Annotated in this window: 13 protein-coding genes; 9 read left to right on the forward strand and 4 right to left on the reverse strand. The window is 49.4% G+C overall.

Going from position 1 to position 17,645, the window contains the following annotated elements:
• Positions 1-38: 38 nt before the first annotated feature.
• From AC5JLB_RS17705 to lepA, 3 genes are all read right to left on the reverse strand, one after another.
• The gene (locus tag AC5JLB_RS17705) at positions 39-1,448 is read right to left on the reverse strand and encodes a UDP-glucose dehydrogenase family protein (RefSeq protein ID WP_495875146.1); all 1,410 of its coding nucleotides are present in this window, start codon (positions 1,446-1,448) and stop codon (positions 39-41) included.
• Positions 1,449-1,598: 150 nt separating this feature from the next.
• A complete protein-coding gene (locus AC5JLB_RS17710) occupies positions 1,599-2,561 on the reverse strand; it encodes a UDP-glucuronic acid decarboxylase family protein (RefSeq protein WP_495875147.1) in 963 nt (320 codons plus the stop codon).
• 361 nt (positions 2,562-2,922) lie between these two features.
• Positions 2,923-4,740 (reverse strand): translation elongation factor 4, encoded by a 1,818-nt coding sequence (lepA, locus tag AC5JLB_RS17715; RefSeq protein WP_495875148.1) that lies wholly within the window; start codon positions 4,738-4,740, stop codon positions 2,923-2,925.
• Between the two features lie 545 nt (positions 4,741-5,285).
• Here lepA and AC5JLB_RS17720 point away from each other — a divergent pair.
• From AC5JLB_RS17720 to AC5JLB_RS17755, 8 genes are all read left to right on the forward strand, one after another.
• A complete protein-coding gene (locus AC5JLB_RS17720; RefSeq protein WP_495875149.1) occupies positions 5,286-5,516 on the forward strand; it encodes a hypothetical protein in 231 nt (76 codons plus the stop codon).
• Between the two features lie 82 nt (positions 5,517-5,598).
• Positions 5,599-7,404, forward strand: coding sequence for a GAF domain-containing sensor histidine kinase (locus tag AC5JLB_RS17725; RefSeq protein ID WP_495875150.1), 1,806 nt, complete (start codon positions 5,599-5,601; stop codon positions 7,402-7,404).
• A gap of 54 nt (positions 7,405-7,458) precedes the next feature.
• Complete coding sequence (locus AC5JLB_RS17730) at positions 7,459-8,115, forward strand: DUF3386 domain-containing protein (RefSeq protein ID WP_495875151.1); 657 nt, start codon at positions 7,459-7,461, stop codon at positions 8,113-8,115.
• Positions 8,116-8,217: 102 nt separating this feature from the next.
• Complete coding sequence (locus AC5JLB_RS17735) at positions 8,218-8,460, forward strand: NifU family protein (RefSeq protein WP_495695234.1); 243 nt, start codon at positions 8,218-8,220, stop codon at positions 8,458-8,460.
• Positions 8,461-8,587: 127 nt separating this feature from the next.
• Entirely contained in the window at positions 8,588-10,822 is a 2,235-nt protein-coding gene (locus AC5JLB_RS17740; RefSeq protein WP_495875152.1) for a glycoside hydrolase family 57 protein, read from the forward strand.
• A gap of 109 nt (positions 10,823-10,931) precedes the next feature.
• Positions 10,932-11,684 carry a ZIP family metal transporter gene (locus AC5JLB_RS17745; protein ID WP_495875153.1) on the forward strand — a complete coding sequence of 251 codons (753 nt, stop codon included), beginning with the start codon at positions 10,932-10,934 and terminating at the stop codon, positions 11,682-11,684.
• Positions 11,685-11,986: 302 nt separating this feature from the next.
• Positions 11,987-12,628: a TetR/AcrR family transcriptional regulator gene (locus tag AC5JLB_RS17750; RefSeq protein ID WP_495875154.1), complete on the forward strand. Its 642-nt coding sequence runs from the start codon at positions 11,987-11,989 to the stop codon at positions 12,626-12,628.
• 110 nt (positions 12,629-12,738) lie between these two features.
• Positions 12,739-14,325, forward strand: a complete 1,587-nt coding sequence (locus tag AC5JLB_RS17755; protein WP_495875155.1) for a DHA2 family efflux MFS transporter permease subunit — start codon at positions 12,739-12,741, stop codon at positions 14,323-14,325.
• Between the two features lie 28 nt (positions 14,326-14,353).
• On the opposite strand, the gene AC5JLB_RS17760 is transcribed toward AC5JLB_RS17755, so the two are convergent.
• Positions 14,354-14,695, reverse strand: coding sequence for a hypothetical protein (locus tag AC5JLB_RS17760; RefSeq protein ID WP_495875156.1), 342 nt, complete (start codon positions 14,693-14,695; stop codon positions 14,354-14,356).
• A gap of 271 nt (positions 14,696-14,966) precedes the next feature.
• On the opposite strand from AC5JLB_RS17760, the gene clpB reads away from it, so the two are divergent.
• The gene (clpB, locus tag AC5JLB_RS17765) at positions 14,967-17,591 is read left to right on the forward strand and encodes an ATP-dependent chaperone ClpB (RefSeq protein ID WP_495875157.1); all 2,625 of its coding nucleotides are present in this window, start codon (positions 14,967-14,969) and stop codon (positions 17,589-17,591) included.
• Positions 17,592-17,645: the final 54 nt, after the last annotated feature.

A 17,645-nucleotide genomic window follows, 5' to 3' on the forward strand; every position in this document is an offset into this window, starting at 1 on the left:
AACCGATTTCATGACAGATCCAAAGTTATGCCTATGGTTTACCGACCAATGCCGACACACCGGAAGCCTGCTGCTTCTAACGCAGAGCAGTCAAGGAAGTTCCGTCCATCAATCAAAATAGGGCTGTGCATTAGCGTTGCCATCTTGCCGAAGTCAAGCGTTTGAAACTGTTGCCATTCGGTGACGAGGACAAGCGCATCACAGCCATCCGCTAGCCGTTCTGCATCAGTTTCAACAATGACATCAGACAAGCCGTGACGCATCCCACTTTGAGAAATGATGGGGTCGTAGGCTTTCACTTTGGCTCCCAACCGCACTAAGTTTTCAATCATGCTGAGAGCGGGTGCATCGCGCAGGTCATCCGTATCCGGTTTGAAGGTCAGACCCAGCAGCCCTACCGTTTTGCCTTTTAAGATCTTGAGAACTTGCTGCAATTTCTCAATCACAATCAGGCGCTGACGCTGATTGACGCTAACTGCCGCTTTGAGAAGTTGACTCTCGTAGCCGTAATCGTCGGCGGTGTGGATCAAAGCAGAAACGTCTTTCGGGAAGCAAGATCCACCCCAACCCAGTCCAGGCTGCAAGAATTTACTACCAATTCGCGAATCCAAACCAATCCCTTTCGCGACTTGCATTACGTCTGCGCCGACGCGATCGCAGATGTTTGCGACTTCATTGATAAAGCTGATTTTTGTGGCTAAGAACGCATTCGCCGCATACTTAATCATCTCTGCCGAGCTAATATCGGTTACAAGCACCGGAACGGTAGGGGCAGACGGATCTTCTGCAAACTGACGGCTCACAATGGGAGCATAGAGTTCTTGCATCAACGCGATCGCGCGATCGCTGCTGCTGCCCAGCACAATTCGATCCGGGTTGAAGGTATCGTAAACGGCTGACCCTTCTCGCAAAAATTCAGGATTGCTGACGACATCAAAATCATATTCCCCGACAAGGGCAGTGGTTGTAATGCCCTTGTCGCCGCTAACACCCGCCAGAATGGGTTGAGCTTCAGACTTTTGGCGCTCAGCCACACCATCAAGAACAATCATTCTGACCCAATCCCCCGACCCAATTGGCACGGTTGATTTGTTGACAATTACTTTGTAGCCGCCACTGAGGTTAGAGCCGATCCCACGAGCGACCGCTTCTACATAGCGAGTATCGCTCTCACCATTTGGCAAAGCGGGTGTCCCCACGGCGATAAAGAGTACTTGTCCGTGGGCAACCCCAGCGGCAAGGTCGGTTGTAAATTCAAGCCGCTTGGCTTGAATGGCAGATTGCATAATATCTGACAGCCCAGGTTCAAAAATTGGAGACTGCCCCGACTGCATCAGTTTGACTTTAGCTTCGTTGTTGTCAACGCAAATCACATGATGACCCGCATGAGCTAAAGAAGCGCCAGTGACCAAGCCAACGTATCCCGTACCAATGACACAAACACGCATGAGAACTCCTTAATAAATAGGTGAACGATCGCGGGATCAGCGAGAACTCTGAAAGATCCTCTCTTTACCCGTGAATGATTTGAACGTGAAGGAACTTTCTTCAACCAACCGTTAAGGTTCCCCCTGATGACAAGCTCGCGAGCACTGCCGTTAGAGATGAGCTACCGACTCAGGTTGTGGTGTGGTCGGTGTAACGCGATCGCGGAAGTCAGCGATCGTGCGCTCTAACCCTGCTTGAAGCGGAATGGCCGGTTCCCAGCCCAACTGCGTTTTGGCACGAGTAATATCAGGCTTGCGGCGGCGGGGATCATCTTGAGGCAGCGGCTCAAACTTCACCGACGTGCCTGGATTGATCATTTGCTGAATCGTTTGAGCCAATTCTAGAATGGTGTACTCGCCCGGATTGCCCAAATTTATAGGACCAATGGAGTTGCCGTTCATCAGGCGCATCAGTCCCTCGACCAAGTCTGAGACGTAGCAAAAACTACGCGTTTGAGAGCCATCCCCGTAAACTGTAAGCGCCTCTCCTCGCAAGGCTTGCACAATCAGATTGCTCACGACTCGTCCATCGTTTTCGAGCATCCGAGGACCGTAAGTATTGAAGATTCGCGCAACCCGAATGTCTACATCATTCTGGCGGTGATAGTCAAATGCCAGGGTTTCGGCAACCCGCTTTCCTTCGTCGTAGCAACTGCGGATACCAATCGGGTTGACATTGCCCCGATACTCTTCTGGCTGGGGATGTACTTCTGGATCGCCGTACACCTCAGAAGTAGACGCTAAGAGAAACCGAGCCTTGACCCGCTTTGCCAGCCCTAGCATGTTGAGCGTGCCCATCACATTTGTTTTGATGGTTTTAACCGGATTGTACTGGTAATGCACTGGCGAGGCAGGACACGCCAAATGATAAACTTGGTCGACTTCGAGCCGAATCGGTTCTGTGATGTCGTGGCGAATCAGTTCAAAGTTGTGATGCCCCATCCATTGCTGGAGGTTGCGTTTGTGCCCAGTGTAGAAGTTGTCGAGGCAAACAACGTCGTGCCCCTGTTGCATAAGGCGATCGATGAGATGGGAGCCAATAAACCCCGCACCACCAGTAACAAGAATTCGCATAGGTCTAAAAAATCCGCAGTTAGAGTTGCAAACGGGCAAGGGAAAGGAACGTTGGTTAGAAGGTTGCTTAGATAATGCCTTGCTTGCCAAAAGTGTACCCAGGAGGCAATCGTGCATCACGAAGCGCTGCGACTAAAGCAAGTCCGATCGTGAGAAAGAAGCGCGGCTAACAGGCTTAACTTTTTTCAAGAATCTAACAAAATTACTGAAAGCCAACTTCTAACAATTCAAGTTTTCATGAAAACTTTAAAGCATCTGTGCAATATTACTTATTCTTATAGGTTTTGATATATTGATATGTTTTTGATAAAAAGCCCCTCTTTAGTGTTAAAGAGGGGCTTTAAAAGAAATCAGTCGAGCTTTACCCTTGTTCGTTTGAAAGGCGTAGTACTGCCATAAATGCCTCTTGTGGAACATCAACTGTTCCGATCGCTTTCATGCGCTTTTTGCCTTTTGCCTGCTTCTGCAACAGCTTTTTCTTCCGAGAAATATCACCGCCGTAGCACTTAGCAAGAACGTCCTTCCGAATGGCAGAGATATGTTCGCTGGCAATTACCTTACTGCCGATCGCGGCTTGAATTGGAATCTTGAACTGGTGACGCGGAATCAGTTCTTTGAGCTTTTCGGTGAGGGCACGTCCGACTCCATAGGCTTTGTCGCGGTGAACAATCGTGGCTAGCGGGTCAACCGGATCACCATTAATCAGGATATCGAGCCGGACTAAGGCATTCTCGCGATCGCCAATCAGTTGATATTCCATGCTGGCGTAGCCGCGCGATCGCGACTTCATCTGATCGAAGAAATCGGTCACCACTTCGGCTAGGGGCATCTCATAAATCAGCGTTGTCCGTCCGGGCGTCAGATACTTCATATCTTTGAAGATGCCACGCCGAGTTTGACACAGCTCCATCAAGGTTCCAACATAAGTTTCGGGCGTAATGATATCTAGCTTGACGTAAGGTTCTTCAATTTTCTCGCGCTCTTGAGGAGAAGGCAGCTTGCTGGGGTTGTCGATATAAATGACATCACCTTTGATCGTCGTGACCCGGTAGACCACTGACGGAGCCGTAATGATCAAATCTAGGTTGTACTCACGCTCTAGGCGTTCTTGAACAATTTCCATATGCAGCAACCCTAAGAAACCGCACCGAAAGCCAAATCCCATCGCGCTAGACGTTTCTGGCTCGTAGTTCAGCGAGGCATCATTGAGCTTCAGCTTTTCTAAGGCATCTCGCAGATCGGCAAACTGATCTGCATCGGTGGGAAACATGCCGCAGAACACCATTGGCTTTGCTTCGATATATCCTGGTAATGCCTCTGTTGCTGGCTTTTGAGACAACGTAATCGTGTCGCCGACGCGGGCATCTTCTACGGCTTTGATCGAAGCCGCGAGATAGCCAACTTCCCCAGCGTGCAAATCAGTCACCTGGACTTGATTGGGAGACAGAACGCCTAGTTCATCAATTTCGTATTCTTTTTTCGATGCCATCAGGCGAATGCGATCGCCTTTTTTTAACTGACCGTCCATGACTCGGAAGTAAACAATCACCCCACGATAAGCATCATAGTAGCTGTCAAAAATTAGGGCGCGGAGTGGCTGATCGACGGTATCTTTAGGCGGTGGAACAAGGTGGACGATCTCCTCTAAGATCTCTGGAACGCCAATTCCTTCTTTGGCAGATGCCAAGATGGCTTGACTGCAATCGAGTCCGACAATTTCTTCGATTTCTTGCTTGACGCGATCAGGTTCAGCCCCAGGCAGATCGATCTTATTAAGCACCGGAATGATTTCAAGATTGTGCTCTAGCGCTAGGTAGACGTTTGCCAACGTTTGCGCTTCTACCCCTTGAGACGCATCTACGACCAGCAATGCCCCTTCGCAGGCCGCCAGCGATCGCGACACTTCGTAGGAAAAGTCCACATGTCCTGGCGTGTCAATTAGATTGAGAACATACTCCTCACCATCTTTCGCGGTGTAACTCATGCGTGCCGCCTGAAGTTTAATGGTGATGCCACGCTCTCGCTCTAGCTCCATATTGTCGAGGAACTGTTCCTTCATATCCCGTGCAGTCACCGTCCCTGTTTCTTGCAGCAAGCGGTCTGCCAGGGTAGATTTGCCGTGGTCGATGTGAGCAATAATCGAAAAGTTACGGATTCGGTTGACGGGTACGTCAGTCATAAATCGAGGGTTTAGGTAGCGGCGATTAAGAACGGAATGACAACAGCCTAAGCCTAAATGGGTCAGCAATGCCAAGCGCCAGAGAATGGCTAGAGTAACCGAGACAAGGAAGCCTACGTTTAAGATATTTTAATGCTTTCTTCAGCAAAGTATGGGAGTCTAGAGCACTATAAAAAACGCTGTGCTGCTTCTGTTTTATTTTGCTCTGATAATGTAGAAACCTGTCAATACAATAATTTATGAAAAGAAGGTTGATTTGTTGAGTACTCTATAAAAATCAGGTATAGGCACAATTAAGCGTGTATTCCTCTACCAAACGACTAAATCTATTCAAATAACCTAATGTGGGAGCCAGCGGATGTAGGTTAAGAATAACTAACCCCTTTTGTTTTAACTTGTGCATCACGGTGCTGAATCACTTGCCCGCGAGTCGAGTGATGTCTGTCAAAGCAGCGGTTCTTCCGTACTCCCAACTTGTTTTCTCACCTCAGCGTGGGTCTATCCGCGTTTGGGTAATCTCTCACTACAACCCTAAGCTTGATTCCATGAACGACTCTACCTATCCATCTCCCACGTCACACGAGAAGGTTGAAGTTTCACTCCGGCTTGATCCAGATATACTGGAGCAGCTTCAGCACCTTACTAACGATCCAAGCAAGGTTGTCGAGGTTGCCCTCCGGCAGTGGTTACGCAACGAGTCGCGGCGAGACGAAGAATTCTCCCGCACCTTGCCTCGTAATCCACCCGTGCCACCGCGAGGGGAGTGGAATGACTAGTAGGTGATTAACTCGCCAAAGTGAGCAACAGCTTAACTGTATCGGCTTTCGGTCTGCGTCTGGCTATCCAATGGTCACTTCTGTGAACGCCTCAAACTCCGTCTCGAACAATTCTGCTGCATCTTCCCAAGCCGTTCTGCCGTCGGGTGAACCGATTAGCGCGTTGTACAACTCTGACGGAACCTCTGGCTTAGAAGGGGCAGAATTCATCATGATTCAAGACACGGCGGCAACCCTCGTGTCATTTCGCTGGGTCCACGAGGGGGCGCTGAAAGAATTTCGCCCTCTTGCGATCGCTCAGTATCTCGATCACATTCAGCATGTCCTCGCTCATCAAACGTCAGAGCAGTTTCGCTGGCTGTTTCAGTGGGGCGAGCAAACGTTGCTGTTCGATCTGGTCATGAGTCCAGTCAAGTTTCCCGATGGCTCTGCTTCCTTGGTCATGGTCACTGGAGAGCAAGTGCCATCTTTAGGAGCGCCGCCCAGCGAAGCTCAGGGTGAATCCTGTTCGATTCAGGACATGCCGTTCAGTCAAAATGAGGGGATTTCCTCGAATCGATATCACCGTCTGCTGACCCAGATTGCGTGGAATGTTCGTCGGACACTAGATTTACCGACGATTTGGCAGCAAACCGTGACTGGCTTGGGAAATGCTTTAGGCTTGAGTTGCTGCATTCTCTGTCCCTATGAGTCACCCAGTGACACGGTACGAGTGGTGGCTGAATATTGTCAGGACAATCTAGACTCGCTATTAGACACCGAATTTCTGCTCAAAGAGGAGCCGGATCTGACTCAAGCGCTGACTCGTCTACAGCCAATCCGAACCCTCACTCCAGCCCTAGACGCAGGTGCCAAAGCTAAACCTAACGAACCCCTTCAAACTCGTTTAGCGGTTGCAACGCACTATCTAGAGCAGCCGAATGGGTTGATTGTCATGTATCAATGTGATCCTAGTCGCCAATGGACACCAGACGAAATTGAGTTTATGCAGGAGTTGGCAGATCAGGTAGGCACTGCGATCGCTCACGCCAGTCTGTTTGCCGAAAGTCAGGCGCTCGCTACCGAGTTGCAGCGAGTCAACTTTGATTTGCGCCAAAAACACCGCGAGCTTGAAGAAGCCCGCCACCAGGCGGAAGCCGCTTCCCATCTCAAGAGCGAGTTTTTAGCGAATACATCCCACGAATTGCGGACGCCGCTCAATGGCATGATCGGCTTTCTCAAGCTGATTCTAGATGGGATGGCAGAAGATCCCGAAGAGCAGCGAGAATTTTTAGAAGAAGCTCACCGATCGGCGATGCATTTGCTTGAAGTGATCAACGATGTGCTAGACATCGCCAAGATCGAGGCGGGCAAAATGCAGATCGAACTGAGTCCCGTCAATCTTGACGAGTTATTGGCACAGCTAGAGAATATGACGCGGACTCAAATCCGTCAAAAATTTCTCAGTTTTGAAATTCAGCAGCCCGCGACTCACGATGAAATTATTCTTTACGGAAACTACCAGCGGTTGCTACAAGTTTTGCTCAATCTGGTCGGCAATGCCATCAAATTCACCCACGAAGGCGGCATTACAATTAGTGCAGAAGTGATCAAAAAACGGGTTGTCGTTCAAACTCAGGAACTTCCTGGCTTGGTTAAAATCCGAGTGGCCGATACGGGGATCGGAGTTTCTCTCGACAAACAGGACAAATTATTCCAGTCGTTTAGTCAGGTCGATGGATCGCTAACTCGCCAATACGGCGGAACCGGACTTGGACTTGCGATCTCACAGAAGCTAGTTGAAGCGATGGGCGGAGTGGTGAACTTCTACAGCATGGGCGAAGGGTTAGGTTCGACCGTAACCTTCACGATTCCGCTATACCAGGAACCCGTAATGGTGACAACCTAAACGGATTGTCCCTAAAGTCTTTAAACTAGAAGAGACAGACCAAGGAGAGATTGCATGACCGAAAAAGACGCTCGTGAATTATTTCGTGCTGCCTACGAGAATCGCTATACCTGGGATCACAATTTTCCTGGCTACACGGCTGATGTCACTTATGAAAGTGGAGATCAAACCTACACTGCAAAAGCGCGCATCAATGCTGACTGCACGTTCGAGGTGAGCGGCACCGACGATGAAGACGCGAAGAAAGCGATCGCAGGTCAAGTTTGGGAAATTGCTGTTCATCGCGTTCGTCGCTCCTTTGAAGAAACTCACGGTAAAAATATTTTTACCCTGGGTGACACTGACGAAACGGGAGCCGTTGAGGTGTTTGTCAAAGGAAAATCGATGGGCGATCGCTATAAGGTTCACAACAACGAGGTGAGCTTAGTGCATCGTCACATCCGCGATATTGTCGTCACGATTCACACCTATAGTAGCCATGACACCGGAAGCGGATATCTATCCCACCGCTACGATTCGGTCTATAGCGATCCCACAACGGGCGAACTGAAGGGCGGAAAAAGCGACTTTGAAGACAACTACGAAAAGGTCGGCAATTACTACGTCCTCACGAGCCGCGTGATTCGCACAGAGCAGGATGGCAAAGTCAAGACCGAAACATTTGGGTTCTCAAACATTGCATTGCTCGAACCTGCAACGGTTCCGGCTTAAACCTAGACCTTAACGAACCATTGTCTTTTTACATTCAGCGCTGTTTCTACAAGCTAGGATCAAATCAACTCCACATTCCAAGTCCACACTAAAAGGTGAATTATGTCTCAAACATATGCACTAACTTCCGAAAATGTCGAAACGGTTCTTGATGAGATGCGCCCTTATCTGATGGCAGATGGTGGCAACGTCGAGCTTGTCGAACTCGACGGCCCGATTGTAAAGTTACGGCTGCAAGGCGCTTGTGGGTCTTGCCCAAGCTCCACAATGACACTCAGAATGGGTCTTGAGCGTCGCTTGCGGGAAATGATTCCTGAAATTGCTGAAGTTGAGCAGGTGATGTAGACGAGATAGGGTGTAGGGTATGGGGAGGATAAATGTAGAGGAAACGGGTCGCTTAACCGAGAAGATGGTTTCTCTACTAGTTGCGTAAGCGCTGATTCCCTACTCCATACCCCATCCCCCTTCATCTATGGCTCATCCTCTCTACGTTGCGTTCATCTGGCATCAGCATCAGCCGCTTTACAAAAGCCGAAGCAACTCCTCGGCAATGGGTTCACAGTACCGTCTGCCCTGGGTTCGGTTGCACGGCACAAAAGATTATTTAGATTTGGTATTGCTGTTAGAGCGATATCCGAACCTGCATCAGACGGTCAATCTAGTGCCATCGCTGATTCTACAGATTGAGGATTACGTAGCGGGTACAGCGCTTGACCCATACTTAACGACAACGTTGACTCCAGTAGAACAGTTGAGCCTGGAGCAAAAAGAATTTATTGCTGACCACTTCTTTGATGCCAATCATCACACGTTGATTGATCCTCATCCGCGCTACGCAGAGTTGTATGGACAGCATCAGGATCGTGGGCGGAGTTGGTGCTTAGAGCATTGGAGCCTGCAAGATTACAGCGATTTGTTAGCGTGGCATAACCTGGCATGGATTGACCCGCTCTTTTGGGATGATCCAGAAGTTGAAGCTTGGCTTCAGAAAGGAAAAGATTTTACGTTAAGCGATCGTCAGCGCATTATCGCTAAACATCGCGAAATTTTGAGTCGGATTATTCCGCAGCACCGCAAAATGCAGGAGGCGGGACAGCTTGAGGTCACAACAACTCCGTATACGCATCCGATCTTGCCGCTTTTAGCAGATACGGATGCTGGGCGGGTCGCCGTTCCACAAATGGCACTCCCGCAGGAACGGTTTCAGTATCCTGACGATATGAGCCGCCACTTAGAAAAAGCGTGGGGAATGTATAAGGATCGGTTTGGCTGTCCGCCTCGTGGATTGTGGCCCTCCGAACAGTCTGTGAGTCCGGCAATCTTGCCGGACGTGGCGAAACAAGGATTTCAGTGGCTCTGTTCTGATGAAGCGGTTTTAGGATGGACGTTGAAGCATTTCTTTAATCGAGATGAGCGAGGTACGGTGTACGAGCCGCAGTTGCTTTACCGTCCTTATCGGTTAGAGACATCTGCGGGAGATTTAGCGATCGTATTTCGCGATCACCGTCTGTCGGATCTGATTGGCTTTACCTACAGCGCGATGGAGCCAAAGCGAGCCGCAACCGATTTGATCGGACAGCTCGAAGCGATCGCACGCTCTTTAAAGTCGGGTAGCGGAACGTTGGATCAACCTTGGCTGGTGACGATCGCGCTTGATGGTGAAAATTGCTGGGAGTTCTATCCCCAAGATGGCAAGCCGTTCTTAGAAACGCTGTATCAAACTCTCAGCGACGATCCAGACATCAAATTGGTCACTGTTTCAGAGTTTGTTGAGCAATTTCCGCCCACTGAAACCCTCCCTGCTGACCAGCTTCACAGTGGCTCCTGGGTCGATGGCAGTTTTACGACTTGGATTGGTGATCCTGCTAAAAATCGCGCTTGGGATTTGCTCACAGCGGCGCGGCAAACCTTGGCCAATCATCCTGAAGCGACCGAAGAAAACAATCCTGAAGCCTGGGAAGCGCTCTATGCCGCAGAAGGATCAGATTGGTTTTGGTGGTTTGGAGAAGGGCATTCGTCCAATCAAGACGCCATGTTCGATCAACTCTTTCGAGAACACCTTGCTGCCCTGTACCAAGCCTTAAACGAACCGATTCCTGAGAATGTTCGTCGCCCCGTAGAAATCCATACGTCACGGGGAGATCATCCGCCCCAAGGCTTTATTCATCCTGTCATCAATGGTCAAGGAGATGAGCAGGACTGGGATAAAGCTGGACGAATTGAAGTCGGTGGCGCACGCGGCACGATGCATCGCAGTAGCCCGATTCAACGGCTATGGTACGGCGTTGATCACCTCAATTTCTATATGCGTTTGGACTTTCAAACGGGAGTGCAACCGGGCAAAGAAATTCCGCCCGAACTGAATGTGTTGTGGTTTTACGCCAACAAAACCATGCACAATAGCCCGATTTCACTGATCGATTTACCAAACGAAGCACCGCTAAATTATCAATTTCATCATCATCTTGGCGTGAATTTGCTGACGCAAACCGTTTGGTTACAAGAAGCGGGAGAACATTTCACGTGGCATTCGCGGGCGACTCGCGCTCAAGTTGGAGTAGGTAACTGTGTTGAAATTAGTGTTCCGTGGGCAGATTTACAAGTTCCCCCCGATTCTTCGCTGAGAATTGCACTGGTGCTATCAGAAGGGGGACGCTATCGAGAATACTTGCCAGAGAATGCGTTAGTTCCAATCTCAGTGCCTTAGGCTGGGGTACAAGCTGGAGTCTGCTGACAAACTGCCACAGACTCCTCTCTAGATTGATTCTAATGCTCACCGATAGCCCTATCATCAAGGCATTCGTAAAAATAGAACAATGTCATCGAGTGCCTTAGTTGCAGGTCTTTGGGGATTGCTTGGTGGATCGGCACTAGTGCTGGGGGCGTTTGTCGGTTATTTCGTGCGGTTGCCTCAACGACTGATTGCAGGAATCATGGCATTCGGGTCAGGGGTGTTGATTTCTGCACTCGCGTTTGAGTTGATGGACGAAGCCTACAAAGAGGGTGGTTTTGACTCTACAGCAATTGGCTTTCTGTCAGGCTCAGTAGTCTATACGATCGCAAATTTGATCTTGGCAAAGCAGGGAGCAAAACACCGCAAACGCTCTACGAGCCGCCAACCGTCTGAAGCTGAAGATCAAGGAAGCGGTTTGGCGATCGCGCTTGGTGCTCTTCTCGACGGCATTCCTGAATCGATTGTGATCGGGGTCAGTTTGATTAGCGGCGGTGTGGTCAACTGGGTTACAGTGGCGGCGGTGTTTCTATCGAATGTCCCAGAAGGATTATCGAGCGCTGCCGGGATGAAGAAAGCGGAGCGATCAATCCAATATGTATTTGGCATTTGGGGCGCGATCGCGGCGTTGTCTGGACTAGCATCTGCATTTGGGTACGTTGTCTTTAGCCATGTCTCAGTAGAAGTGGTGGCGGCAACTAATGCGATCGCGGCGGGCGCAATTCTATCGATGATTGCAGACACAATGATTCCAGAAGCGTTTGAGTACACGCACAATTTTGCAGGGCTAATTACGGTGTGTGGCTTTCTGGCAGCATTTATTTTAAGTAAGCTCTAGCAAACTTCTGGATTTCGCTTTAAAGAACTCTTTTGAGCTTGCGAAGCCTTTCCTATAAAGTTATGCCTTGCGCTAATTACAATGCCTAGTAAAGAGAAAAGCCCTTGGGCGTCTGTCCGTGTTTCGACTCCAGGGGCTTTTCTTATTCGCTCTTTAACTCCTCACACGTCTATACTCCTGCTGATCTTCTGATTTAGATATTCCCCTTAGGACAGATTCTAGAGTGGCTCATTCTGAAATGTGAGTAGTTCAAGCTAATATGCAAGTAAGCACTTGCACACTAATCACGGTGTTTAGTAATCATGGAAAAGACTCGCTCCAAACGTGAACAAACTCGCGATCGCCTGTTAGACGCTGCCCTTAAAGTGTTTGCACAGGCGGGGATCACAGGAGCGACAACCCGCGAAATCGCACGAGTTGCGGGTGTGAATGAAGTCACGCTATTTCGACACTTTCAGAGCAAAGAGCAACTCCTTGAAGCTGTTGTGCAACATGTGAGTGCGCTGCAAATAGAGGCACTGACGAATCAAGATGAATGGACGCAGAATCTTTTTATTGACTTAAAGCATTACGCTTGGTTGTTCAATAACACTCTAGAAGCCCATGAAGACCTCGTTCGCACGTTTATTGGGGAAGCGAGACGGCATCCAGAAGCGGCGCGACAAATCTTACAGGAAGCGGCTCAAGGGTTGCGTGAAAAGCTAATTGTTTATCTTCAGCAAGGACAAGGCAATGGCACGGTTCGGGCTGATCTTGATTTAGCTGCTGCTGTCGATTCGTTTACCGGAATGCTACTAGCGGGAATGCTACGGCGAAGTGCAGCTTCAATACCCTTGGATTACAGCCGAGAGACTTACATCGATCAGTGTGTTGATCTGTTTGTTCGGGGAGTGAGTGCCTCTTCTGCCGCATTTGTGACTCCTTTAGACGTTGAAAAATCTTAGACGAGAAATCTTAGACACTGAGAAGTCAACGTAAGCAAGGACACCGTTCCTCAAGTTTCATTCACCGATTTGTTCATTTTTGATTCTTACCTTTCCTCTCAGAGTTCTTCATGGCATCCAAATTATCTGATCCAGCGTCAATTTCTCCGGCTGGTTATATTCAAGGGCCGTTAAAGTGGGCGATCGCATTTTCAGCTTCCCTCGGTGCAATTCTTGAAGTCATTGACACCAGTATTGTTAACGTTGCTCTCACGGAGGTTCAAGCCAGCTTAGGTGCAACCGTCAGTGAAGTGGGATGGGTTGTAACCGGATACGGGGTTGCAAATGTCATCATGATTCCGCTGTCCGCTTGGTTGGGAGATTATTTCGGGCGCAAAACTTACTTTGTTTTCTCACTCGTTGGATTTACGGCAGCTTCTATTGTGTGTGGGCTTTCAGCAAATCTGCCCATGCTGATTTTTGCTCGCATTGCTCAAGGATTATTTGGGGGAGGATTGCTAGCCAAGGCGCAAGCAATTTTGTTTGAAACCTTTCCGCCCGCAGAGCAAGGACTGGCACAAGCCGTATTTGGGGTTGGCGTGATTGCAGGTCCGGCAATTGGTCCGACGCTAGGGGGCTATCTCACTGATAGTTTAGGCTGGCGCTGGATCTTCTTTATCAACTTGCCGTTCGGCATTTTAGCAGTAGTGATGTCTTGGCTGTTTCTGCCCAAAGACCACAAACAGACGACCCAACATCAAGCTGTGGACTGGTGGGGCATCGGATTTTTGATTCTGGCGGTCGGCAGCTTGCAAACGTTTCTCGAAGAGGGTGAGAAGAACGATTGGTTTAATTCGGGAGAAATCGTAGCGCTGGCACTCTCAAGCGCTGTGGGATTGGGTTTGTTTATCTGGCGAGAATTGAGTACAGATTATCCTGCTGTGGATTTACGGGTGTTGCGGCATCGATCGCTGGCAGCGGGAAGCGTGTACTCAGCGATCGTAGGAATGGGGCTTTACGGCGCACTGTTTGCCGTTCCGATTTTTACGCAAAGCGTCCTCCACTTCACGGCTACTCAGACGGGCGAATTGCTGGCTCCGGGTGCGTTAGCCTCTGCGATCGTCATGATTTTACTCGGCAAGGTGTCGGGCAAAATTGATGCTCGCTTTCTGATCGCGATGGGGGCAGTAGGAACCGCAGGCGTCATGTTTCAACTGTCGGATATTAACCCTCAGACGGGAGCCGATCAGCTATTTATGCCTCTGCTCGGACGAGGCGCGTTTACAGTCTTGATGTTTTTGCCCTTGAGTTTGGCAACGTTAGGATCGTTACCCAAACACCTGATCTCAGCAGGATCTGGATTTTATAACTTGACTCGACAGCTAGGCGGCAGTATCGGAATCGCGCTGCTGACCACGCTGCTAGATCGCCGTGAAGCCTTTCATCGATTTGTGTTGCAGTCAGATCTTAGTCCTTATAGTCCAGCGACTAATGAACGGCTGAATGCTCTAACAGGGGCACTGCAACATCAGGGCAGCGATTCGACAACGGCTCATCAACAGGCGATCGCAGTCTTGCAACAGATCGTAAACACGCAAGCCGCCGTCTTGTCATTCGCTGATATTTTTCGGGTCGTTGGAGTTGCATTTCTGTGTTCATTACCATTGCTGTTTCTTTTAGGTAAAGGAACAGGAGCAAAAGCGCCGCCTGCCCATTAAAGTTGCTCAGTCAATTTAAGAAGACAATTTAAGAAGAAACAATCTGCTTGCCTCGAAAGAAGACGACAAATGCGATCGCGAGTAGCCCTAAACTCAAACCACAAACCCCACTCCAATAGCTGCGGCTCCAACCATACGCGCCTATGTAAGACTCTAACGCTCCTCCCACAAAATAAAACGTGATATACAGCGCATTGGAATAAATCCGACTTGGGCGGCTGAAGCTTGAAAACTTTGCCCAATCACCACAAGTAGCGGCTCGTTGTAGTAGAGGTTTGCGACTGTTGCGCCGCTTGCGATCGCCACTATCCAAATCACAGTCGGTTTCATCGTTTGTTTTAGCCGCGATCGTGTTATTTCGTATTTTCATCAGCAACCTGAGTCAATGTTGCTTTTGCTGTCGTCTTATCAATCGTATTTCAGCAGATTTAAGAGTTGCAGGGCATTAATGATTAAGACTTGAGCTTCAGTCGGTTTTACGGGAGTTCATATGATTGCGGTGAAAGCATCCTACCAAGCAGCTTTCGCTTATTTCGGCAATTCCCCTTTGAAGAGGTGTAAACACCGATCTTCCGAATCGCGCTACCTTCTCTACAATGGCGATATCAAGATTTAAACGTGATGATTCAGAGGGGAACGCGATGCAGCCAACCGATCCCAATAAATTCACCGAAAAAGCCTGGGAAGCGATCGTTCGCACCCCAGAAATTGTCAAGCAGGTGCAGCAACAGCAGATCGAAACAGAACACTTGCTAAAAGCGCTGCTCGAACAAGATGGCTTAGCCGCCAGCATTTTTAATAAACTTGGCGTCAACGTGCAGCAGTTGCGCGATCGCGCCGACGAACATATCAATCGTCAGCCTAAAGTTTCTGGCAGCGGATCGTCGGTGTATTTAGGACGCAGCACCGACACCTTGCTTGATCGCGCTGAAGACTATCGTAAGCAGTTTGGCGACGATTTTATTTCAATCGAACACTTACTGCTGGGCTATGCCAAAGACGAACGATTTGGCAAAGGGCTTTTGGCAGAATTTAGAATTACTGAAGCAAAACTAAAAGACGCGATCGCGCAGGTTCGGGGTAATCAAAAAGTGACGGATCAAACGCCTGAAAACAAGTACGAATCATTGGAGAAATACGGACGAGACTTGACCGACTATGCGCGGCAAGGCAAACTCGATCCGGTGATTGGACGAGACGACGAAATTCGCCGCACGATTCAAATTCTGTCTCGACGGACAAAGAATAATCCGGTGCTAATTGGCGAACCGGGCGTTGGAAAAACCGCGATCGCGGAAGGTTTGGCGCAACGAATCATCAATGGAGATGTGCCAGAGTCGTTGCGCGATCGCAAACTGATTGCGCTCGATATGGGTTCTTTGATCGCAGGGGCAAAATATCGCGGTGAATTTGAGGAGCGCTTAAAAGCCGTTCTGAAAGAAGTCACAGATTCACGCGGGGCGATCATTCTGTTTATCGACGAAATTCATACTGTTGTGGGCGCAGGCGCAACCCAAGGCGCAATGGATGCTGGCAACTTGCTCAAGCCGATGTTGGCGCGGGGAGAATTGCGTTGCGTTGGTGCAACCACATTGGATGAATATCGCAAATACATCGAAAAAGATGCGGCACTTGAACGACGTTTCCAACAGGTTTTCGTCGGTCAGCCCTCTGTGGAAGATACGATCTCGATCCTGCGGGGGTTAAAAGAGCGCTATGAAGTCCACCACGGCGTCAAGATTTCTGATAGCTCATTAGTTGCCGCAGCGACCTTATCCAATCGATACATCAGCGATCGTTTCCTACCTGATAAAGCGATTGACTTGGTAGACGAAGCGGCGGCCAAACTAAAAATGGAGATCACATCGAAGCCAGAAGAGCTAGATGAAGTTGATCGCAAAATCCTGCAAATGGAAATGGAGCGCTTGTCGCTACAAAATGAATACGACAACGCTTCACGCGATCGCTTAGAACGACTTGACCGAGAACTCGCCGATCTTAAAGAAGAGCAAAGCCGCTTCAACGCTCAATGGCAAGCCGAAAAAAGCATCATTGATCAGTTGCGGACGCTGAAAGAAGAGATCGATCGGGTCAACATTGAAGTTCAGCAAGCCGAGCGAGATTATGATCTCAATCGTGCTGCCGAACTGAAGTACGGCAAATTGACCGACTTGAACCGCCGATTGCAAGAAGCTGAATCACAGCTTTTGCAGACGCAGAAAAGTGGAAAAACCCTGCTGCGAGAAGAAGTGACCGAAGCCGACATTGCCGAGATCATTTCCAAGTGGACAGGCATTCCGGTGAGTAAATTGGTCGAATCGGAGATGCAGAAACTGCTGCACCTGGAAGATGTGTTACACAAGCGCGTGATTGGACAGGATGAAGCTGTGACCGCCGTTGCCGATGCCATTCAGCGATCGCGAGCCGGACTTGCCGATCCAAACCGTCCGACTGCCAGTTTCATCTTTCTAGGTCCCACGGGTGTGGGTAAAACCGAGCTTGCCAAAGCGCTGGCGTCTTACCTGTTTGACACCGAAGAAGCGATGGTGCGGATCGACATGTCAGAGTACATGGAGAAGCACGCCGTGTCTCGCCTGATCGGTGCGCCTCCGGGATATGTCGGATACGAAGAAGGCGGACAGTTAACCGAAGCCATTCGTCGCCGTCCGTATTCTGTGATTCTGTTTGATGAAATTGAGAAAGCGCATCCTGACGTGTTCAACGTGATGTTGCAAATTCTCGATGATGGTCGCGTCACTGATTCTCAAGGTCGCACGGTGGACTTCAAAAACACAATCATCATCATGACTTCCAATATTGGATCGCAATACATCTTTGAGTACGGCGGCGATGATGCGCGTTACCCAGAGATGAGATCGCGGGTGATGGAAGCAATGCGAGCCAGTTTCCGTCCAGAGTTCCTAAACCGGATTGATGACACGATCATCTTCCACAGCTTGCAGAAGTCGGAGCTTCGTGAGATCGTCAAGATTCAAATCAAGCGATTGGAGCAACGGTTGGCAGAGCGGAAGATGTCGCTCAAATTGTCAGATTCGGCGCTCGATTTCTTGGCAGATCTGGGCTTCGATCCGGTCTACGGAGCGCGTCCCCTGAAGCGAGCGATTCAGAGGGAGTTGGAAACTGCGATCGCGAAGCAGATCCTACGCGGCGAATATACGGATGGAGATACCATCTTTGTCGATGTGGGTGAGACGGAGCGGCTAGAGTTTAAGCGATTGCCGTCTGAAGTGCTGACAACTCAATAATTGTGATACGAATGGGATGGGTGACACACTCATCCCATTTTTTTAAGTCATGTT

The sequence above is a fragment of the Myxacorys chilensis genome (assembly GCF_059505265.1).

Bases quoted from the DNA above. Each gene is read 5' to 3' on its own strand.
- AC5JLB_RS17705 (WP_495875146.1), bottom strand. From the start codon at position 1,448: ATGCGTGTTTGTGTCATTGGTACGGGATACGTTGGCTTGGTCACTGGC.
- AC5JLB_RS17710 (WP_495875147.1), bottom strand. From the start codon at position 2,561: ATGCGAATTCTTGTTACTGGTGGTGCGGGGTTTATTGGCTCCCATCTC.
- lepA (WP_495875148.1), bottom strand. From the start codon at position 4,740: ATGACTGACGTACCCGTCAACCGAATCCGTAACTTTTCGATTATTGCT.
- AC5JLB_RS17720 (WP_495875149.1), top strand. From the start codon at position 5,286: ATGAACGACTCTACCTATCCATCTCCCACGTCACACGAGAAGGTTGAA.
- AC5JLB_RS17730 (WP_495875151.1), top strand. From the start codon at position 7,459: ATGACCGAAAAAGACGCTCGTGAATTATTTCGTGCTGCCTACGAGAAT.
- AC5JLB_RS17735 (WP_495695234.1), top strand. From the start codon at position 8,218: ATGTCTCAAACATATGCACTAACTTCCGAAAATGTCGAAACGGTTCTT.
- AC5JLB_RS17740 (WP_495875152.1), top strand. From the start codon at position 8,588: ATGGCTCATCCTCTCTACGTTGCGTTCATCTGGCATCAGCATCAGCCG.
- AC5JLB_RS17745 (WP_495875153.1), top strand. From the start codon at position 10,932: ATGTCATCGAGTGCCTTAGTTGCAGGTCTTTGGGGATTGCTTGGTGGA.
- AC5JLB_RS17750 (WP_495875154.1), top strand. From the start codon at position 11,987: ATGGAAAAGACTCGCTCCAAACGTGAACAAACTCGCGATCGCCTGTTA.
- AC5JLB_RS17755 (WP_495875155.1), top strand. From the start codon at position 12,739: ATGGCATCCAAATTATCTGATCCAGCGTCAATTTCTCCGGCTGGTTAT.
- AC5JLB_RS17760 (WP_495875156.1), bottom strand. From the start codon at position 14,695: ATGAAAATACGAAATAACACGATCGCGGCTAAAACAAACGATGAAACC.
- clpB (WP_495875157.1), top strand. From the start codon at position 14,967: ATGCAGCCAACCGATCCCAATAAATTCACCGAAAAAGCCTGGGAAGCG.